The 19,549-nt window shown below is 71.5% G+C and carries 21 protein-coding genes; 10 read left to right on the forward strand and 11 right to left on the reverse strand.

The window, feature by feature from the left end:
* Positions 1-38 precede the first annotated feature (38 nt).
* The 4 genes from ABZX10_RS06555 to ABZX10_RS06570 form a co-directional block, all read right to left on the reverse strand.
* Positions 39-1,901, reverse strand: a complete 1,863-nt coding sequence (locus tag ABZX10_RS06555; RefSeq protein ID WP_355536091.1) for an alkaline phosphatase family protein — start codon at positions 1,899-1,901, stop codon at positions 39-41.
* Positions 1,898-3,040 (reverse strand): Dyp-type peroxidase, encoded by a 1,143-nt coding sequence (locus ABZX10_RS06560; RefSeq protein WP_355536094.1) that lies wholly within the window; start codon positions 3,038-3,040, stop codon positions 1,898-1,900. The genes ABZX10_RS06555 and ABZX10_RS06560 overlap by 4 nt, the downstream gene beginning before the upstream one ends.
* Positions 3,037-4,191, reverse strand: coding sequence for an EfeM/EfeO family lipoprotein (locus tag ABZX10_RS06565; protein WP_355536097.1), 1,155 nt, complete (start codon positions 4,189-4,191; stop codon positions 3,037-3,039). Before ABZX10_RS06565 ends, ABZX10_RS06560 begins: the two co-directional genes overlap by 4 nt.
* A 132-nt stretch (positions 4,192-4,323) precedes the next feature.
* Positions 4,324-4,995 (reverse strand): TetR/AcrR family transcriptional regulator, encoded by a 672-nt coding sequence (locus tag ABZX10_RS06570; RefSeq protein WP_355536100.1) that lies wholly within the window; start codon positions 4,993-4,995, stop codon positions 4,324-4,326.
* 129 nt (positions 4,996-5,124) lie between these two features.
* Between ABZX10_RS06570 and ABZX10_RS06575 the strand changes: the two genes are divergently transcribed.
* From ABZX10_RS06575 to ABZX10_RS06590, 4 genes are all read left to right on the forward strand, one after another.
* The gene (locus ABZX10_RS06575) at positions 5,125-6,093 is read left to right on the forward strand and encodes an alpha/beta fold hydrolase (RefSeq protein WP_355536103.1); all 969 of its coding nucleotides are present in this window, start codon (positions 5,125-5,127) and stop codon (positions 6,091-6,093) included.
* A 51-nt stretch (positions 6,094-6,144) separates the two neighbouring features.
* Positions 6,145-7,146: a DUF3152 domain-containing protein gene (locus ABZX10_RS06580; protein WP_355536106.1), complete on the forward strand. Its 1,002-nt coding sequence runs from the start codon at positions 6,145-6,147 to the stop codon at positions 7,144-7,146.
* Between the two features lie 97 nt (positions 7,147-7,243).
* Positions 7,244-8,425, forward strand: a complete 1,182-nt coding sequence (gene moeZ / locus ABZX10_RS06585; RefSeq protein WP_355536665.1) for an adenylyltransferase/sulfurtransferase MoeZ — start codon at positions 7,244-7,246, stop codon at positions 8,423-8,425.
* Positions 8,426-8,562: 137 nt separating this feature from the next.
* Positions 8,563-9,240, forward strand: coding sequence for a response regulator transcription factor (locus tag ABZX10_RS06590; protein WP_355536109.1), 678 nt, complete (start codon positions 8,563-8,565; stop codon positions 9,238-9,240).
* Here the strand turns inward: ABZX10_RS06590 and ABZX10_RS06595 are convergent.
* Complete coding sequence (locus ABZX10_RS06595) at positions 9,221-10,564, reverse strand: ATP-binding protein (RefSeq protein ID WP_355536112.1); 1,344 nt, start codon at positions 10,562-10,564, stop codon at positions 9,221-9,223. The genes ABZX10_RS06590 and ABZX10_RS06595 overlap by 20 nt on opposite strands.
* A 62-nt stretch (positions 10,565-10,626) precedes the next feature.
* Here ABZX10_RS06595 and ABZX10_RS06600 point away from each other — a divergent pair, with 62 nt between their 5' ends.
* Both ABZX10_RS06600 and ABZX10_RS06605 read left to right on the forward strand, forming a co-directional pair.
* Positions 10,627-11,370, forward strand: a complete 744-nt coding sequence (locus ABZX10_RS06600; RefSeq protein ID WP_355536115.1) for a phosphatase PAP2 family protein — start codon at positions 10,627-10,629, stop codon at positions 11,368-11,370.
* 62 nt (positions 11,371-11,432) lie between these two features.
* Positions 11,433-12,047: a DedA family protein gene (locus ABZX10_RS06605; RefSeq protein WP_355536118.1), complete on the forward strand. Its 615-nt coding sequence runs from the start codon at positions 11,433-11,435 to the stop codon at positions 12,045-12,047.
* A gap of 66 nt (positions 12,048-12,113) precedes the next feature.
* Here the strand turns inward: ABZX10_RS06605 and ABZX10_RS06610 are convergent, their stop codons facing one another.
* The 3 genes from ABZX10_RS06610 to ABZX10_RS06620 are packed head-to-tail and all read right to left on the reverse strand — an operon-like array spanning position 12,114 to position 14,977.
* Positions 12,114-12,647 (reverse strand): MFS transporter, encoded by a 534-nt coding sequence (locus tag ABZX10_RS06610; RefSeq protein WP_355536121.1) that lies wholly within the window; start codon positions 12,645-12,647, stop codon positions 12,114-12,116.
* Positions 12,617-13,387: an MFS transporter gene (locus ABZX10_RS06615; RefSeq protein ID WP_355536124.1), complete on the reverse strand. Its 771-nt coding sequence runs from the start codon at positions 13,385-13,387 to the stop codon at positions 12,617-12,619. The genes ABZX10_RS06610 and ABZX10_RS06615 overlap by 31 nt, the downstream gene beginning before the upstream one ends.
* A gap of 60 nt (positions 13,388-13,447) precedes the next feature.
* Positions 13,448-14,977, reverse strand: coding sequence for an acyl-CoA synthetase (locus ABZX10_RS06620; protein ID WP_355536127.1), 1,530 nt, complete (start codon positions 14,975-14,977; stop codon positions 13,448-13,450).
* Positions 14,978-15,074: 97 nt separating this feature from the next.
* Here ABZX10_RS06620 and ABZX10_RS06625 point away from each other — a divergent pair, with 97 nt between their 5' ends.
* Positions 15,075-15,806 (forward strand): alpha/beta hydrolase, encoded by a 732-nt coding sequence (locus ABZX10_RS06625; RefSeq protein ID WP_355536130.1) that lies wholly within the window; start codon positions 15,075-15,077, stop codon positions 15,804-15,806.
* Here the strand turns inward: ABZX10_RS06625 and ABZX10_RS06630 are convergent.
* Positions 15,770-16,336, reverse strand: coding sequence for a hypothetical protein (locus ABZX10_RS06630; RefSeq protein WP_355536133.1), 567 nt, complete (start codon positions 16,334-16,336; stop codon positions 15,770-15,772). The two genes, ABZX10_RS06625 and ABZX10_RS06630, sit on opposite strands and share 37 nt — an antisense overlap.
* 59 nt (positions 16,337-16,395) lie before the next feature.
* Here ABZX10_RS06630 and ABZX10_RS06635 point away from each other — a divergent pair, with 59 nt between their 5' ends.
* The 3 genes from ABZX10_RS06635 to ABZX10_RS06645 are packed head-to-tail and all read left to right on the forward strand — an operon-like array spanning position 16,396 to position 18,422.
* Positions 16,396-16,836, forward strand: a complete 441-nt coding sequence (locus ABZX10_RS06635; RefSeq protein WP_355536136.1) for a nitroreductase/quinone reductase family protein — start codon at positions 16,396-16,398, stop codon at positions 16,834-16,836.
* 36 nt (positions 16,837-16,872) lie between these two features.
* Positions 16,873-17,727 carry a TIGR02569 family protein gene (locus tag ABZX10_RS06640; protein WP_355536139.1) on the forward strand — a complete coding sequence of 285 codons (855 nt, stop codon included), beginning with the start codon at positions 16,873-16,875 and terminating at the stop codon, positions 17,725-17,727.
* Complete coding sequence (locus ABZX10_RS06645; protein ID WP_355536142.1) at positions 17,715-18,422, forward strand: CbiX/SirB N-terminal domain-containing protein; 708 nt, start codon at positions 17,715-17,717, stop codon at positions 18,420-18,422. The genes ABZX10_RS06640 and ABZX10_RS06645 overlap by 13 nt, the downstream gene beginning before the upstream one ends.
* On the opposite strand, the gene ABZX10_RS06650 is transcribed toward ABZX10_RS06645, so the two are convergent.
* Entirely contained in the window at positions 18,410-18,700 is a 291-nt protein-coding gene (locus tag ABZX10_RS06650) for an MGMT family protein (RefSeq protein WP_355536145.1), read from the reverse strand. The genes ABZX10_RS06645 and ABZX10_RS06650 overlap by 13 nt on opposite strands.
* 4 nt (positions 18,701-18,704) lie before the next feature.
* On the reverse strand, positions 18,705-19,472 hold the full coding sequence (locus ABZX10_RS06655) for an alpha/beta hydrolase (RefSeq protein ID WP_355536148.1): 768 nt from the start codon (positions 19,470-19,472) through the stop codon (positions 18,705-18,707).
* Between the last annotated feature and the right edge of the window lie 77 nt (positions 19,473-19,549).

The following is a 19,549-nucleotide window of genomic DNA, read 5'->3' on the forward strand; positions in this document are numbered from 1 at the left end:
GCAGGTGAACGACCGCACTCGGCGGCAAGTCGAGCCGCTTACGACTCCGACCGGCGGCTGCGCAGCGCCCAGACGCCCACGCCGACGAGGACGACGACCACGACGGGGATGCCCACCCACAGCCACGTGTTCGACGAGGAGTCCTTCGACTCGCCCGCGGCCTGCGTGGTGGACGGCGCGGCTGCGGCGCTGGACGGTGCGCCCTTCACTGCGGCGGCCTGCGAGCCCTGATCGGCCGGCGGTGGGGAATCGACCACGGCGCCCGTGACCTGGTTCAGCCATACCTTGTCGGTGCGTGCGGATCCGAAGTCGAAGAGTCCGTCGAGCTTGCCCGCCCGCTCGTCGGCGGAGTCGGTGATCCGGCCCGTGCGCCAGTTGTCCTCGAGGAACTTGGTGATCGAGGCCTGCTCGATGGCGTCGTGGTTCACCGTGTTCTTCCGGGCGAACGGCGAGATCAGCAGGAAGGGCTGGCGGGTGCCGGGGCCGCAGCGCACGGACTGTCCCGCGAGTGCGGGCGCCGCGGCGTTCGCGCAGATCGCCTTGTCCAGCTTGGGATCCTTGCTGCCCGAGAGGATCACCGGAGCCTGGTGGTCGTACCAACCGTCGGAGTCGTCGTACGCGAGGATCACCGCGGTCGAGGCCCAGTCCTTGGACTGCTGCAGCCGGTTGACGTAGGTGGTGACGAAGGTCTGCTCGTCGAGCGGGTCCGAGTAGGCGGCGTGGCCGTCCTGGTACTCGCCGGCCTTGAGGAAGCTCACCGCGGGCAGGCTCCCGGCGTTCAGCGCGGCGTCGAAGTCGGTGAGGTCGTAGTTGTGGTTCGCCGGTCCGGCGTGCCCGACCTCGGCTACGTTCGCGGGTGCGACGTGGTGCTCGTTCGCCGTGGACTTGTAGTAGGCGAAGGGGTTGTGGTGCGGGCTGTAGTCGATCGACGCGTTCCCGGCCACGTTCTTGTGCGTCGTGTTGCACAGTGCGCGGGCGTCGCCCGCGGCGGCGGTCGACGGGCGGAATCCACCCTGGAACCAGCCCCAGGACACCGACTTGTCGTTCAGCAGGTCGCCGATGTTCTTGCCCTGCATGGCCGCCAGCGCGTCCTTGCCGGTGCGGTTCTTGTTCGAGCAGTCGTCGTAGAGCGGGTCCGGGTCCTCGTACAGGGTGCCCACGCCCGCGGCGTTCGGGGCCCCGACGGTGTACTTGTCCGGCGCGGTGGTCTTCTTCCCGGTCGCGGCGTCGTAGGACTCGACGCCGAAGGTCTGGCCGGAGATCAGGTTGATCGCGCCCGGCGTCGACGGGCCGAACTGGGTGGACCAGAAGTTGTCGTTGAGGGTGTAGTTCTGCGCGTAGTTCCACAGGCCCGCAACGGTGTTGCCGTCGTAGTAGCCCATCACCGAGCCGGGGTGCTCGAACATGCCGGGGCCGGACGAGGCGCATTTGTCCTTCGTGGTGAACTCCACGAACTTGTCCATCGCGCCGCCGTTCGCGGCCTCCTGTTCGGCCGTGTACTCGTGGTTCTGGTCGCAGGTCACCGCCTGGCCCGGCGTGAAGCGGAAGGGCTTGTACTTGTTGGGGTTCGCGTCGCCCGCGAGCCCGGCGTGGGTGAAAGTGTTGACGTCCGTGGGGGTTCCGGGCGCGGCGGTGAACCGGGGGGCGTCCAGGCCCGAGCCCTGCAGCTTCTCGCCGGGGGTGTTGGCGGCCACGGGGTAGGTGCCGAAGTAGTGGTCGAAGGAGATGTTCTCGTTGAAGATCACCACCACGTGCTTGATCGGGGTGGCGGTGTCGCCGGGATCGGCGAGCACCGACGGTGCGCCGATCGCGCCGGCCGCCAGCGTGATCGCCGCGGCACCGGCGAGCGCTGCGGCCCGGGCGGTGCGGGAACGAGTTCCCCGGTAGCGGAAGGGGTTCACAGTATGCCTCCTGTCGTGGAGCAGTCCGTTCCCGCGTCGCGGGGCGGAAGATAGAAGTAGCCGCCGCCGAACGGGGCGATGTAGTCGGTGAGCGGCTCGCCGCTCAGCCGTTCCTGGACCGCCTCGAACTGGCCCACGAGGTCCCGCTGCAGGGAGGTGAACACCAGACCCAGATCGAGGTTGCCGTTGACGTCGAGTCCGCCGGCGTAGTTGTAGGCCCGGCGGAAGATCCGCGAGCCGTCGGTCTCCGCCGTCCGCGGATTCGCGAGCCGGATGTGGCTGGTCAGTGGGATCACGTCGCCGCCCGGATCGTCGGCGTACTGCGGTGCGTCGAGTTCGGTGCTGCCGTCGAGCGGGGCGCCGCTCGCGCGGTCGCGGCCGAAGATGTTCTCCTGCTCGGCCAGGGAGATCCGGTCCCAGAACTCGGTGAGCATGCGGATCAGGCGCACCACGAGGAAGGTGCCGCCGCGGGTCCAGGGCTGGGCGGCACCGTCGAGCCACACGAGCCGGTCGAACTCCTCGGGGCGCACGTTGGACGTCCCGTCCTTGAAGCCGAAGTGGTTGCGGGGCGCACCGTCGGGCCTGGGGGACGGTTGCGAGCCCTCTTGCCGCCACCGCGGCGCGAGCCCGCCCCGCCCGGCGCGGCTGAGGTCGCGCAGCGCGTGCAGCACGGTGTCCTGATCCGCGGCGCGGATCTCCAGGAGCAGGTCGCCGTGGCAGCGTGCCGGATCGAGCCGGTCGTCGTCGAACTCGCGCATCGGGCGGATGCCGGTGGGCCGCTTGTCGGGGTGCCAGCGGTCGAAGAAGCTCGCGCCGTAGCCGATGTTCACGGTGAGGTCGGGTGCACCGCCGAGGTCCGGGCCGAGGGTGCCGGAGTCGGTGGGCGGCGCCGTGATCGCGGTGGCGACGGGCGTGTGCGGCTGCTTGAGTGCGCCGATCCGCTCGCGCAGCGCGCGCAGGAGTGCATCCGTCTCGGCGACCGAGCCGCACGTGACGTCGAAGGCGGCGTAGGTGGCATGCCGCTGCTCGCTCACCGGCGCGGGTGTCGGAGCCGACCCGTCCCGAGCGCACGCCGCGAGGCCGACGGCCCCTGCGGCCGCGGCGGTCCCGCCGAGGAAGCCGCGCCGCGACGCCCTCACTTCGTGCGCCGGACGTCGGCGATCGCGGCGATCGGGGCGAGCAGTTCGACGAGGCCGCCGAACGCGGTGTTGAGCCGTTGCCGGCCGGCGAGAGGGAGCTCGCCGACCGGGCGGGCCGGGAACCGGTCGGCGAGGTCCGCGCACACCGCGTCGGCGCGGTCGAGCGCGGCGCGGGTCTCGGCCAGCCGGGGATAGCGCGTCGTCAGCACGGGGTTGAGCGCGTCGAGCACGCGGCGGGTGCCCTCGAGGTTCGCGCGGGCGGTGTCGAGTCCGGTGTACGAGCCGGCGTCGTCGGCGCCGGTGAGCGTGAATTCGATGGTGTTCTCGGTGATCTCGTGCGCGCGCAGGCCGATCTGCAGCGGGTTCACCGCGAGCGAGGGGTAGTCGGCGAGCAGTCCTGCGACATCGGTCACGAGGGTCCGCTCGAGCTCCGCGGGCACCGTCGGGGAGGGGGCCCAGAGCGCCGCCTCGATCGCGTGGAAGCCGGTCGCGTCGCCGGTGGTGCGGCGGCCGTTGATCTTCCCGTCCCAGTCGCCGAAGGCGTCGTACGCCGCGCCGAGCGTCTCGTACAGCCGGTGCGCCGCGCGCCACGCGGTGCGCTGGGTCTCGACGTCCCGGGCGGCGGCGAGTGCGGCGACGGCATCACGCAGGGCGGGCAGCCGCCCGCCGACCCAGGTCTGGTAGTCCAGCGTCGCGGGGGTGAGGTCCTGCGTCGAGGTCGGGATCACGGCGGGCCCGCGCGGCGCGGCGCCCGGGACCCGGAAGGACGCGCCGGTGACGGCGTCGGTCTCCGCGAAGTAGCACTCGAACCGGTACTCGCCGGAGCCGAGCGCGACGCGCAGCAGGCGGGTGGCCTGCGGAGCGAGCGCGTCGAGCTCGGCGTACACGGCACCGTCGGGCCCGGCGAGCGCGAGTTCGAGCGACCGCGTGGACGTGTTGGTGACCGCGAAGGTCCGGTTCCCGGCGTCGACGGTGCCGGACGGCGCCGCGCACCCGTCCAGCTTCGCGGTCAACCCGACGGTGCCCGCGGGTGCGGACCGGCTCGTCGACGGCGCGGCGGGGGCGGTCAGCAGATACGCGCCGCCGGACACGGCGACGACCGCGGCGAGACTGAACGCGGTGGGCGCGACCCACCGCCGGGGAACCGGCACCCGTCGACGCTAGCGACTACGAATCGGGCAAACCCGGACATGATACTGCGGCGTCCAAAGGACTTCACGGAGCGTTCACGGCACCCTGACGAATCGTTGGCAGGGACTTGACCGAATCTTGAGGCTGGCGCGTCAGGGCGTGCGGCGCTGCGCCTGCAGTGGCACGTGACTCAGTCCGCCCCACAGCAGTTGGACGGTGGTGGCCACCGCCTCGTCCTTGGGGATCGGACGGTCGGCGTACAGCCAGTAGCGCGCGCTCACCTGGCTCGCGCCGACGAGGCCGACGGCCAGCATCCGCGCGCGGTACGGGTCGAGGCCCGAGTCCTGCGAGACCAGGTCGTACACCGCGTCGATGCACAGATCCACGGCGCCCTCGACGCGCTCCTGGACGACGGGTTCGAGCACGTCCGACTCGAAGATGAGCTTGTAGCCCTGGCTGTCCCGGTCGACGAAGTCGAAGAAGGACCGGACGGCACCGATCACGCGTTCGTGGTTGTCGGTCGAACTGCTCAACGCCTCGCGCACGCCGGTGACCAGTGCCTCGCCGTGCGCCTTGAGCACGGCCACGTACAGCTCGAGCTTGCCCGGGAAGTGCTGGTAGAGCACGGGCTTGCTGACGCCGGCGCGGACGGCGATCTCGTCCATGCCCGCCGAGTGGTAGCCGAGGTCGACGAACACGCTGCTCGCGGCCTCGAGCAGCTGGATGCGCCGCGCGCTGCGCGGCAGGCGGGCTGTGCGGCGGGGTGCTGGATTCGCTCCGCCGCGGGAATCGCCCGCCGCGGTCGTCGCGCCCAGATCCGCCATGTGCTCCACCTCACCGTCCTCGGGGCTCGCGTACTGCCCCGCATCGCCCGGGACTCGTCACGGCCCGGCCCGTCGACAATACTCCCGCCGCGCTCGCCGACCTCGGCTTGCTCTGGCAAGCTGCCCGGTGTGTCGGCTCTCGCGCAGGTGAACCGGACCAGCGATGTCTGGCCCGGACAGTTCGTCACTCTCCGCGGTCGGCGGGTGTTCGTGCGACACGTCGACGCCGCCGCGGCGACGACGGCACCGTCGGACCCGCGACCGACGGCCGTGATGATCCACGGCCTGGGCGGCTCGTCGATCAACTGGACCGACCTCGGTCAGGTACTCGCGCCGGCAGCCGCGTCCTATGCCCTGGACCTGCCGGGATTCGGGCTGTCGGACCCACCGGCCGACGGTGACTACGCGATCGAGGAGTTCGCGGGAACCGTCATCGCGTACCTCGAGACCCTCGTCGCGGCGCGCGGCCCCGGCGTGCACCTGATCGGCAACTCGCTCGGGGGCGCGATCGCGGTGCGCGTCGCGATGCTGCGGCCCGACCTGCTGCGCTCGCTGACGTTGATCTCCCCGGCCTTCCCGGACCTGCGTCCGCGCGTGCGACGGCTGCAGTTCCTGCCGCTGTCGCTGGTGCGGATCCCGGGCCTGGGGCCGGCGGGATTCCGCCTCGTCGCCAGCGCCTATCCCGAGCGGCAGGTGGATCGGACCTTCGGCGAGATCCTGGTCGATCCGCGGGTCATGGGGCCGGTCCGGCGGCGGCAGGCCGTCGACCAGGCCGCGGCGCGTGCATCCATGCCCTGGGCGCCCGACGCGCTCGCGGCGAGCTTCAACGCGCTGGTACGGAGCTGGCTGGTGGACCTCGGTGCGTCGCACTGGGCCGCGGCCCGCGCGGTGTCCGTGCCGACCGCGGTGGTCTGGGGCGCGCGTGACCTGCTGGTGAGCGTCGGCGTGGCGCCCAAGGTGGTGCGACACATCAAGGGCAGCACGCTGACGGTGTTCGAGGACGTGGGCCATGTGGCGCAGATGGAGCGGCCGGAGGAGACGGCGCGGATCGTTCGCGATCTCGTCGTCGCGACGGAGCAGGCCGTCGGGGAGACGTGAGGCGCGTGTCGGTTCCACTCGGGAGGCGCCGGTCGTGGAATTGTTGACGACGTGAGCAGTCCTTCGAACCCGAGGCGTCCCCGGCCGGACGGGCGTGCGCCGCTTCGGGCGGAGTGGGACCCGATCAACTCGACCGCCGCGACCTCGGGCGATCAGCGCAACCGGCCGCCGCGCGAGCGCCGCTACGCGAAGCAGGGTCGGCTCGGCCGGATCCTGCGGACCTACGGCTGGCGTGCGTACGCCGTGCCCGTGCTCGCGGTGCTGACGGTCGTGGCGCTGGTCGTCACCTTCTGGGGCAATCCGTTCGCGCAGGAACGCAGGGTCGACGGCGCCACCGAGAACCTCTCGCGCAACCCCACGCCGGAGAAGACGATCGTCGGCGCACCGTCGAAGGTGGTCCCGGGACCCGTGCCGCCCGCGGGGATGCTGCCGGTGGGCGGCGCGTTCACGGAGAAGGGCCAGGGGATCTGGCACGTGGTGCCCGGCGCGACCGGAAAGGTCGGCGAAGGCAAACAGCAGACCTTCACGTACATGATCGCCGTCGAGGACGGCGTGGACATGAGCGCGTTGAGCGGCGACCAGGCCTTCGCCGCGATGATCGACAAGACGCTGTCCGATCCGCGCAGCTGGATCCACGACCCCGCCGTCGCCTTCCAGCGCATCGACAAGGGCACCCCGAGCTTCACCATCTCGCTGACCTCACCGATGACCACCCGCTCGGCCTGCGGCTACACGATCCAGCTCGAGTCGTCCTGCTACAACGGCGAGCTGGGCCGCGTCGTGATCAACCTGGCGCGCTGGGTGCGGGGCGCGACCGCGTTCGAGGGCGATCTCACCGGTTATCGGCAGTACGCGATCAACCACGAGGTCGGGCACGCCATCGGGTACGCGCAGCACGTGCCCTGCCCCGCGCAGGGCGCGCTGGCGCCGATCATGATGCAGCAGTCCTTCGGCGTGAAGAACCGCGACATCTTCGACCTGGACAAGTCCGAGGGCTACGACAACGACCTCACCTGCCGGCCGAACGCCTGGGTAGCGCCCACCGTCAAGTAGCCGTTCGGTGGGCCGACGGTGCCCGGTACCCGGCCCGGGACGTGAGCTCTCCGGGAATGGTGGCGGGCGCACCGTCGTTGAGCAGGAGGTGACCGTACTGCCCCCGCTCGTCGAGCCCGCCGCCGACCTGACCCGCGACGAGGTCGCGCGGTACTCCCGGCACCTGATCATCCCCGAGATGGGCGTCGAGGGGCAGAAGCGCCTCAAGAACGCCAAGGTGCTGTTCATCGGTGCCGGCGGCCTCGGCAGCCCCGCCCTGCTGTACCTCGCGGCGGCGGGGGTCGGGACCATCGGCATCGTCGAGTTCGACGAAGTGGACGCGTCGAACCTGCAGCGCCAGGTGATCCACGGCGTCTCCGACCTGGGGCGCCCGAAGGGGGAGAGCGCCCGCGACTCGATCGCCGAGATCAACCCGCTCGTGCAGGTGAACCTGCATCCGGTGCGCCTCGAGCCGGAGAACGCGGTCGAGCTGTTCGAGCAGTACGACCTGATCCTCGACGGCACCGACAACTTCGCCACCCGCTACCTCGTCAACGATGCCGCGGTGCTGGCGCACAAACCCTACGTGTGGGGCTCGATCTTCCGCTTCGAGGGCCAGGTGTCGGTCTTCTGGGAGGACGCGCCCGACGGCCCGAACGGCGAGAAGCAGGGCCTGAACTACCGCGACCTGTACCCGGTGGCGCCGCCGCCCGGGATGGTTCCCTCGTGCGCCGAGGGTGGGGTGCTGGGAATTCTGTGCGCGTCCATCGGGTCGATCATGGGCACCGAGGCGGTCAAGCTGATCACCGGGATCGGTGAATCGCTGCTGGGGCGGCTGATGGTCTACGACGCGCTGGAGATGAGCTACCGCACGATTCGCATCCGCAAGGACCCGGCTTCGCCGACCATCACCGAGCTCATCGACTACGAGGAGTTCTGCGGCGTCGTCTCCGACGAGGCCGAGCGTGCCGCGGCCGGCAGCACGGTGACCCCCGCCGAACTGGCCGGGATGGGCACCGCCGGCGTCGATTTCGAGCTCATCGACGTGCGCGAGCCCGTCGAGTGGGACATCGTCCACCTCGACGGTGCCAAGCTGGTTCCCAAGGGCGCGTTCGAGTCCGGTGAGGGCCTCGCGCAGGTCTCGGCCGACAAGAGGCTGGTGCTGTACTGCAAGACCGGCGTCCGCTCCGCCGAGGTCCTGGCGACCGTCAAGGGCGCCGGCTACCGCGACGCGGTTCACCTGCAGGGCGGCATCAACGCCTATGCCCGCACCGTGGATCCGTCGCTGCCCGTCTACTGATGCCGGTGACCGTGAGGTTCTGACCTGCGCTAACGGTCGCGCGGGAGGCTACGTTCCGGCCCGCGTTCCGGCCGCTCAGCCTGAGCTGATCGGAGACCGTGTTCACGCCGGTCGCGCGAGTGGACGATGATGGCGGCGTGAGAGTTCTCGTCGTCGACGACGATCCCGCGATCGCGGAGACCGTGCGCCGCACGCTCGTCGCCCAGGGGTGGGCCGTCGCCGTGTCCCACGACGGCGAGCAGGGCTTCGAGTCCGCACTGGCGGGTGACTTCGACCTGATCGTGCTGGACATCATGATGCCCGGACGCAACGGCTTCGAGGTGGTGCGGGACCTGCGGCGTGCCGAGGTCTGGACGCCGGTGTTGATGCTGACCGCGAAGGACGGCGACGTCGATCAGGTGGAGGCGCTCGACTTCGGCGCCGACGACTACCTGATGAAGCCGTTCTCGGTCGCCGTGCTGGTCGCGCGCCTGCGCGCGCTGGCCAGGCGCGGGGCCCCGCCACGGCCCGCTGTGTTGATGGTGGGCGACCTTCGGCTCGACCCGGCGGCGCACACGGTCCATCGCGGCGACACCCGGATCGACCTCGCTCCGCGCGAGTTCGCGCTGCTGGCCTTCCTGATGCGGAACGCGGGCACCGCGGTGTCGAAGGTGCGGATCCTGGACTCGGTGTGGGATGTGAACTACGACGGCGACGAGAACGTCGTCGAGGTCTACATCCATCACCTGCGCAAGCGGGTCGATGCGGCGTTCGGCGTCCGGTCGATCGAGACCGTTCGCGGGGTCGGCTATCGGATCACGTCGTCGGGAGCGTGAACCAGAACCTGGTGCGGCCCTGCCCGTCCACGCCGACTCCGTAGGCGCCGTCGTGGGCCCGGACGATCTCCGCGACGATCGCGAGCCCGAGACCCGAGCCGCCGCTCGACCGCGAGCGAGCGGCGTCGAGTCGGACGAATCGCTCGAAGATCCTGTGCCGCTCCGCCTCCGGTATCCCGGCCCCGTCGTCGACGATCGCGACGGTGACGGTCCCGGCATGCGTCGACATGGTGATCGAGAGGAAGCTCCTCGCGTACCGCGCCGCATTGTCCGTCAGGTTGCGCACGACCCGCGCCACCTGGCCGGGATCCCCGCGCACGACGGCGGGGACGACGGTGGCGTCGACGGTGAGCCGTCCGAGTGCCCGGAGCAGCTCCACGTCATCGGCGACGGTGCGCGCGAGATCGACGTCTACGCGCTGCACGGGGGCGCCGCTCTCGTCGGCGCGGGCGAGCAGCCCCAGGTCCGCGATGAGGCGGCGCATTCTGTCCGCCTCGGGCAGGAGGAGCGTCCGCACGGTGTCGACGTCGATCGGCTCGCCGGTCTGGTCCGCGAGGTCGAGCAGTCCGAAGATCGACGTGAGGGGGCTGTTGAGCTCGTGGGAGGCGTCGGCCACGAACCTCCGCTGTGTGGTCTGTGCGGTTTCGAGGCGTCCGAGCATCGCGTTCATCGTGCGCGCGAGGGTCTCGAGCTCGTCGCCGGTCGCGGGAACCGGTACGCGCTCGGCGAGATCCGCGTCGCTGATCTCGGCCACCTGGGATCTGATCCGCTCGACGGGGGAGAGGGCACGGCCGACGAAGACATGGGTCAACCACGCCATCGCGGCCACGACGACCGGGAACACCGCCGCGCACAGTCCCGCGACGAGGAGCACGAGCCGGTTCAGCGCGGATTCGGCGGTGCCCACTTCGACCGTGAAGTCGCCTGCGGCGGTGCGCACTCCGACGCGTGTCGCCCGGTACTCGGCGTCGGAGGGGGCGGCGGTGGCACCGTCGAGCACCGTCCGCGCTCCTGCCGGCACGACGCCCCCGAGCGCGCCGCCGGGGTGCGATCTGCTCGACCGGACGACGCGGCCGCGACTGTCGAGGATCTGGATGAGGTCGATGTTCTGGCCCGGGCTGAGCAGGCCGTCGTCGACGCCGTCGGGGCCGGACTCGGCGAGCGCCGATGCGATGTCGTTGGCGCGTGCGGTGTTCGTGTTGTCGGCGGAGTCGAGCAGTACTCGGTGCAGGACGAGGACCATCACTGCGCCGGCGATGAGCAGGGCGACGATCACGAGTGCGGTGGCCGTCAGGGTCAGCCGGCTGCGAACGGGACGCAGCACCCGGATCACGCGCTGCCGCAGGTTTAAGGTTCCGCTAAGCGGGTGCGGTTCACCCTGGTGGCATGAATCGGAATCTGCGGGCATGGGTACTGGTCTACTCCGTGCTGATCGCCGTTGTCCTGGTGGCCGGACTGATCGTGGCGTCGGGGCCGACGCGCGTCGACTCCGCCGTGCTGAACGCCATCGAACCGTCCCGCTCCGCCGGCGTCACGTCGGTGGTCTCGGTGTCGACCGAACTCTTCAGCCCGGTCCTGGTCCCGGTGTGGGCGCTGTGCGTCGCCGGATTCCTCCTGTATCGCGACCGCCGGGTCCAGCGCGCCGCGATGGTGCTCGCGGCGGTCGCCGGGGCAGCGGCGGTGGCGGAGGTGATCAAGCTGATCGTCGGCCGCCCCCGGCCGCCGGCCGCGGATCAGCTCAGTGCCTACGAGGCGACCCTGTCGTACCCGTCCGGCCACGTCACCGGGACGGCCGCGCTGCTGCTCGCGATAGCACTGGTCGGCACCGTCGGGCGGCCTGCGGCACGGTCGGCGGCGGTCGCCGCGGCGCTCGTCGTCACCGTCTTCGTCGCGTGGACGCGGCTCTACCTCGGCGTGCACTGGCTGACCGATGTCAGCGCGGGCCTGCTCGTCGGTGCGGCGACGGCGGCCCTCGTCGTCGCGCTCGCGCCGACCCTGATCGCGTTCGTCACCGAGCGAGTGGCCGGACGCCTGCCCGACCGCGCGGCAGGCTGGCTCGCTCCCGCACCCTCGGTCGAGGCCCGCCGGGTGGGCGGGGCGCACCGTCGCACGGTGGGGACGCACCGATGAGCACCGCGCCGACCGAGCGACCGGCCGACGTCGCATCCCGTTCGTAGAGGAAGGATCACTCGATGCAACAGTTCATCGTCAGCTTCGGCCTGCTCGCGGTCTTCGCGCTCATGTTCGCCGAATCGGCCTGCATCCCCGTCCCGTCCGAGGTGACGATGCTGCTGGCGGGCGCGCTCGCCGCCGGCGCCGTGCCCGGCGCCCACCTCGATCTCGTCGCCATCATCGCGGCGGGCACGCTCGGCAACGTCGCCGGGAGCTACCTCGCCTGGTGGATCGGACGAGAAGGCGGACGCCCCGCCGTGCGGCGCTGGGGTCGCTACGTGCGCCTGCACGAGTCGGACCTGGACCGGGCGCAGGCGTGGTTCCAGCGTCGAGGTGCGGTGTCGGTCTTCGTCGGCCGGCTGCTACCGGTCATCCGGACCTTCATCTCCCTCCCCGCCGGCATCGCGGGCATGCCGCCGGCGCGGTTCGGGCTCCTGACCTTCGCCGGATGCCTCCCGTGGACCGCCGCGCTGGCCATCGCCGGTTACGCAGTCGGCAGCCGCTGGGAGTCCATCGCGAACGCCTTCCACGGTCCGACCTATGTCATCGCGGCGGTGGTCGGTGTGGCCTGCTGCTGTGCGGCCTGGGTCTTCTACCGCCGACGTGGTGGGCGACAGGTCATCGACGAGGCGTGAGTTCCTCGTCGGCGGGCTGGTCAGCGGACGGCATCGGGTGGCGTGCAGCGTCGGCCGTCGGCCGCGTCAGCGAAACCGTGTTTCCAGCTCGTCGTCGGTCCGGATCGGCGTGCGTATGAGGAAGGCCCCGCCTGCGGCGACGATCGCCGCCACGGCGCCGACCCACAGTGCGCCGCGCGGGCCCCAGCCCTGCGTGATCCACCCCATCACGACGCTGCCGATCGGGGTGGTCCCGATGAACACGAACACCCACAGCGCCATCACCCGGCCGCGGAACTCGGGCGCGGCGTGCAACTGGAGCGCCACCGACGCGAGCGTGACGAAGGAGAATCCCGCCGCGCCGGCCGCGACGAGCAGAACGCAGGCGATCGGCACCGTCGGGGCGAGGGCCGTGGCGCCGAGCGCGATCCCGAACGCGAGGGAGGTGACCACGAGGTATTGGCGCCGCGGATGCGGAACCTTCCCGACGGCGAGCGACCCGAGTACGGAGCCCGCGCTCAAGACCGCGGACATGAGGCTGTAGGTGCCACCCGTGCCGTGGAAGGTCTTCTCCGCGAACACCGGCAGGATCACCGGGAAGTTGAACGAGAGGAGCCCCACCAGGCCATCATCGCCAAGGGCAGCCACAGCTGCTGGTGCCGGCCGACGTAGACCAGGCCCTCGCGGAGGCCGCCGGCGCCCGCCGACCGGGCGACGACGGCGTTCGGCCGGATCACCACCAGGGCGACGAGGACAGCCAGGTAGGAGACGGTGTTGACCGCGAAGCACGCGGTGGTACCCACCGTCGCGATGAGCACTCCCGCGAGGGCTGGGCCGATCACCCGGGCGGTGTTCATCACGACACCGTTCACACCGGCGGCGCTGGCCAGGTCCTGCGGGGGGACGAGCTGCGCGACGAAGGCCTGGCGTGCCGGCGAGTCGACGATCTGCACGACGCCGCCGGCCACGCTGATCGCGACGACCGCTGCGACGGTGACCGATCCGGTGGCGCCCAGCAGCCACAGTGCGGCCGCGAGCACCAGCTGCACCGCCTGTGTACAGATCAACAGGCGACGCAGATCGAACCGGTCGGCGATCACGCCGCCCCACGGCCCGAACAGCAGCGCGGGCACCCCGCCGACGGCCAGGACGAGGCCGAGCGCCGCCGCCGACCCGGTGAGCTGCAGGACCAGCCACGCGACGGCCGTGGTCTGCACGAAGGTGCCGCTCGCGGAGGCGATCTGCCCCCCGAAGTAGATTCGGAAGTCCCGGTTGCGCAAGGCGCCGAACCCCGATGAGCGCTTCCGCCGCACCGGACCCGGCGCGGCCTCCGGAACCACCGCGACGCCTTCTCGGTCCATGACGCCGCAATCTATGCCCGATCCCGCCGCGGCGCACCGCTTCCATCGGCGGTTCGGGGGTCAATCGAGCGAGATCAACCTTTTGACCAGTTTGCCGGTCGGGGTGCGGGGGAGCGAATCGACGAAGCGCACGGCGCGAGGCAGCTTGTAGCGGGCGACGTCGTGCCCCGCGTACGCGATCAGTTCGTGCGCCAGCTCGTCCGACGGTGCCGCGCCCGGCGCGAGCTCCACGCACGCCAGGGCCGTCTCGCCGAGCTCGGGGTCCGGCACACCGATCACCGCGACGTCGGCGACGGCGGGGTGCATGATCAGGGCGCTCTCCGACTCCTGCGGGTAGATGTTCACCCCGCCGGTGATGATCATGAAGTCCTTGCGGTCGGTGAGGTACAGGTACCCGTCCTCGTCGAGGTAGCCGATGTCGCCGGTGGTGGCCCAGTTGTCGTGGTCGGGATGCTGTGCGGCGCGGGTTTTCTCGGGGGCGTTGTGGTACTGGAACGGCATCGACTCGCGCTCGAAGTAGATCGTCCCGATCTCCCCGGCGGGGAGCACGGCACCGTCGTCCCCGCAGATCCGGGCGATGCCCAGCCCGGCCTTCCCGACCGAACCCGGGCGCTCCAGCGCCTCCTGCGGGCCGATGAAGGTGGCGCCAGCGGCCTCGGTGGACGCGTAGTACTCGTGGATCACGGGGCCCCACCACTGAATCATCGCTCGCTTCACCTCCGCCGGACACGGTGCGGCGGCATGGATCGCGACCTGGAGGCTGCTCACGTCGTACCGCGCGCGCGTCTCATCGGGCAGCTTGAGCATCCGCACGAACATGGTCGGCACCCACTGGCTGTGCGTGACGCGGTACTTCTCGATGAGCGCGAGGGCCTCCTCGGGGGCGAACCGGTGCATCATGATCACCGTGCCGCCGACCGACATCGTCACACCGCAGAACCGTAGCGGCGCAGCGTGGTACAGCGGCGCCGGCGAGAGGTAGACGGTGTCGGCGTCCATGCCGTACGCGGGCGCGAAGATTGCGGTGTAAGCGTCGGGGATCTCGTCCACCCGCCCCTCCGGAAGTGGAATGCGGATCCCCTTCGGGCGCCCGGTGGTGCCCGACGAGTAGAGCATGTCGGTGCCGCGCGGCTGATCGGTCAGCGGTGTCGCGTCCGCCGCGGCGAGGACCGCGTCGTAGTCGGCGAAGCCGGCGATATCGCCGCCCCACGCGATCGCGTGCCCCGCGCCGGCGAGCGCGGGCAGCTCGTGCGCCAGTGAGATCGCTTCCGCCACATCCGCTCCGGCGAACAGAGCCTGCGCCTCGCAGTCCTCGAGGATGTAGTTCACCTCACCGGGCGTGAGGTGGAAGTTCACCGCCGCCACGTACAGGCCGCTGCGGATCGCCGCCACGTAGGCGCAGAAGATCCGCAGGTCGTTGCCCGCCACGATCGCGATCGTGTCACCGCGCCGCAGCCCGAGTGCGCGGAGGTGGTGCGCCAGCCGGGTGGACTCGTCGTTGAGCCGGGCGTAGGTCAGGATGTCGCCGGTGGCGGCATCGATCGCCGCGGGCTTGCCGGGGGTGAGCTCTGCGAACGCTCCGGGATACATGAGAACCACCTCTAACTTGTCGGTGGCTCCACGGTAGCGCCGGGCCGCATCGGCGGAAGGCGTTCACGGGAAGTCGCAGGGCTGGGAGGATGGTGGCATGGACGTCTTCCTCATTCCGGGCCTGTGGTTGGATGCGGCGAGCTGGGACGCGGTCCTCCCGCCGATCGTCGCCGCGGGGCATCGTCCGGTCCCGCTCCGCCCGCCCGGGCTCGGCGCACCGTCGGACCGCGCGGCGGAGGTGGGGCTCGCCGATTGGATCGCCTCGGTGACGGCGGCCGTCGACGCAGCCGACGGGCCCGTCGTCCTGGTAGGGCACTCCGGCGGTGGCAACGCCGCGTGGGGCGCCGCCGACGCGCGCCCGGACCGCGTGGCGCGCGTCGTGCTCGTCGACACCGTCCCGCCGCCCGACGGTGCGCCGATCAACGAGTTCGAGGTCGTCGACGGCGTCGTGCCGTTCCCCGGCTGGGACTTCTTCGACGACGAGGACGTCCACGACCTCGATCCCGCCGTTCGGGCGCGGACCGCGGCGCTGACCGGTGCAGTGCCCGAGCGCATCCCGCACGATCCGATCGCCCTCCGTGATGACCGGCGCCACGGGATCCCGGTCACGCTGCTGATGGGCGGCCTGGATCAGGACGCGCTCGAGGCGCAGCTCGCGCAGTGGAGTGGGCATTTCCGGGAGTACACCGCGATCACCGACCGCGAGGTGGTGCGGATCGGCTCCGGGCACTGGCCCCAGTTCTCGATCCCCGAGCGGCTGGGCGCGTTGATCGTGGCCGCGATCGACATGACTCACCCCGCCGGATTCGCGGACAGCCACCCGGCGTAGTCGTTGAGGAGCGCGAGCAGCGGCAGCGCGTCGACGATGCCGACCTGCTCGCCTCGCAGCGCAGCGCGGATCCCGGGGACGCGGGCGGCGATCCGGTCGCGCTCGGAGAGCTCGTGGTGGCTGAGTCCGCGCTGCTCACCGAGCACGATCCGCCGCGGATGGTCCGCGCGCAGTGCCCGCGCGAGCGCGCCGAACTCATCGTGGTCCAGCGCGGGCAGGTGCACGGAGAAGCTCATGATCGGCCCGGCATCGGCGTCGTCGACCTCCGCCGACTCCTCCAGCCAGTCGGCGTACTCCTGGCTCAGGTCGTCGAGCGCCTCCTCGTCGTCGAAAGACAGCCTGCGCCCCTCGACCGCCGCACGCAGCGCCGAGACCAGTCCCCGTACGGTGTCGGGGTCCGACGATGCCGCGTACCACCGGTGCGCCTCGTGCGGCACCACGAGCCGATCCGGTCGGTCGGCCGTGAGGCGGGCACGGACACCGTCGAACTCACCGGCCGTGAGATCGGGGAACTGGACGGAGACGGTCACGACAGGACGGGAGTCTGGCACGCCCTCCATTGTCCCGAAGATCGTTCTAGGGTGGAGACATGGCCCTCGAAGGTGATTACGCAACGGAGAAGGCCGGCTGGGTTGCTGACCAGCTGGCGAAGATCGACGAGACCGGGACCACCGCCTCGGTGGCGGTCGCGGGGATGGCGGTGGTGGTCTTCACCTATCGCGGCCCCAAATCCGGCAAGCTCTACCGCCGCCCGCTGATGCGGGTCGAGCACGACGGCGTCTACGCCGCGTTCGCGTCGAAGGGCGGCGCCCCCGACAACCCCGTCTGGTACTCGGCGTTGCTCGCGAACGACGAGGTCGAGGTCCAGGACGGCAGTACGGTGGTGTCCGGTCCGGTGCGTGAGATCCACGGGGCCGAGCGCGACGAGTGGTGGGCGCGGGGCGTCGCCGCGTACCCGCCGTACGCCGAGTACCAGGAGAAGACCGACCGCCTGATCCCGATCCTGCTGGTCGAACCGGGCCGCGCCTAGCGCCGTCGCCGCGGCCGCACGGGTAGATTCGCAGGTGTGAGCCCTGTCGAACCACCCGCGCACGTCCTCTCCACCTTCGGGCTGGACGAGACCGAACCCATCGCCCTGGGGGCGGAGTGGGACGGCGGCTGGCGCTGCGGCGAGGTCGTGCTCTCGCTGATCGCCGATCACGCCCGCGCCGCGTGGTCGGCCAAGGTCCGCGAGGACATCTACGTCGACGGCATGCGCCTGGCGCGTCCGTTCCGCGCCACCGACGGCCGGTACGTCGTGTCGTCGTGGCGCGCCGACACGTTCATCGCGGGATCGCCCGAGCCTCGGTACGACGAGATCATCTCGATGGCGAACCGGCTGCACGAGGTGACGGAGAAGCTCGAGCGGCCGCGGTTCCTCTCCGCCCCCGCGGTAGCGCCGTACACCGACGTCGACTACTTCGGTTTCGCCGACCGCGCCGCATGGGACGACAAGCCGCTGTCGATGGCGCGCAAGCTCGGCGCACTCGACGAGACCGTGGAGCACCGCGCCCGCGCCGTCGAACTCGTCGGCGAGCTCGCCGCGCTGCGCACCCCCACCTCGTCGAAGCCCCAACTGGTGCACGGCGCCCTCGCGAGCTCGGTCCTGTTCGCCGGCGCCGCGGCGCCCGGCATCACCGATTTCACGCCCTACTGGCGCCCCGCCGCCTGGGCGTCCGCGGTCGTCGCCGTCGACGGGCTCTCCTGGGGCGGCGCCGACGATGGCCTGCTCATGCGCTGGAACGACCTGCCCGAGTGGCCGCAGATGGTGTTGCGGGCCCTCATCTTCCGGCTCGCGGTGCACGCCCTGCACCCGCGCTCGGAGGCCGCGGCGCTGCCGGGCCTGGAGCACATCGCCGAGATCGCCCGGTGGCTCCTCTGAGCGAGCCGGGCTCCGTCCGACGGATCCTCGTCGCCCACGGCACGCGCTCGGCACACGGCGTCGCGATGGTCCGCGAGCTCGCGGCCGCCGTCGCCGGCCGGACCGGCCCGCTCGACGTCGCCTTCGTCGACGTGCTGGGCCCGTCACCGTCGGACCTGCTGCGTGAGTCCGACATCCCGACGGTGCTCGTGCCCGCCTTCCTCGCCGCCGGCTACCACGTGCACACCGACGTGCCCGGGCACGTCGCGCGCAGCGGCCACGCCCGTGCCGTCGTCACCGCGCCGCTCGGTCCGGATCCGGCTCTCGTGGGCGCGCTGGTCCGCAGGCTCGACGGTGCCGGGCTGCGGCCGGACGATCGGGTGGTGTTGGGCGCCACCGGATCCTCCGACGCGCGCGCCCGCGGCGACGTCCGGATCATGGCCGGCCACCTCGGCGCGCGACTGGGCCGGGACGTGCCCGTCGGCTTCCTCGCGGCGGGCGAGCCGACGGTGGCGGAGACCGTCGCGCGGATCCGCACCTCCGGGGCCCGCGTCGTGATCGCCGCCTACCAGCTGGCGGACGGCCTGTTCCACGCCCGGTTGATGGAGACGGGTGCCGACGCGGTCGCGGCGCCGCTGGGACTCGCGCCCGAGGTGATCGACCTGCTGGTGGCGCGGTTCGCGGCCGGGGCCGCCGAGCTCGCTCAGACGCGATAGCGGCGCAACGGGATCCGGTCGCCGTCTGCGAGGACGCCCTCCGCGCGGAGGTTCTCCAGTTGACGGGAGCGGATGTGCTCGGCGGGGCGCCCGCTTGCGGGGACGACGCGGTGCCACGGCAGGTCGGACGCGTCGGTCCGCATCACCCAGCCCACGATCCGCGGCGAGCTCAGCTCCAGCTCGTCGGCGATGTCGCCGTACGTGCGCACCCTGCCCGGCGGGATCGCCACGATCAGCGCCCGCACGGCCTCCACCTGCTCCTCGGTCACCTTCGCCATCACGTCAGCCGATCAACCGTCGGGCGTACTCGCCGGCCAGGTGCGGGACCTCCTGCGCCACCATGTGATCGGACGGCACCGTCACGACCTCCGCGTGCGGCAGCGCCGCGAGCTGCGCGTCGTTGACGTACTGGGCGCGCTCGGCGCGCAGCAGCACCGTCGGGACGTCCGACGGTGCGCCGACCGCGGGCCGCGCCAACTCGCCCCACAGCGCCACCAGCGCCGGCAGCCCGATGTTCCACTCCCAGCGGCCCGAATCGCGGCGCACCAGGTGCTCGGCGATCTCGTCGTCCAAGACCGCCGCCGGTACCCGCTCCCAGGCGCCGGACACCTTGTCCTGCCTCGCCTCCTCGGGCGAGGTGAAGTCGAAGAATTCGATGCTCTGCCCGGCGATCGTCTCGCACATCCGCGGCTCCAGTTGCTGCGCCGGATCGAGCAGCAGCAGTGCGCGCACCAGGTCAGGCCGCGCCGTCGCGAGCCGGCAGGCCAGAGCGCCGCCCAGCGAGTGCCCGATCACCACGGCGGGGCTCGCGGCCGTGACGGCGTGGCGCTCCAGCACGGCGACGAGGTCGGCGACGTGCTGTTCGAAATGCCACGGCGGGGCCCAGGTGGACCGGGCGTGGCCGCGGAGGTCGGGGGCGAGTACCCGCGCCCCGGGCAGCTCGTCGTCGGCGAACCGCCGCCACCGGGCGCCGTGGCCCGTGACACCGTGGATCGCGAGCACCGTCGTGGCGTCGGGGGAGTCGGGGCCGTAGACGTGGGTGTTGAGCATGCCCCGATTCTGCCCTGCCGCGGACATGTCGGTGGGCTGTGATGTGATCGACGGACGTCAGCGGAAGGGGGTGCGCG

The sequence above is a fragment of the Tsukamurella sp. NPDC003166 genome, from assembly GCF_040611135.1.
Lineage (GTDB): Bacteria > Actinomycetota > Actinomycetes > Mycobacteriales > Mycobacteriaceae > Tsukamurella.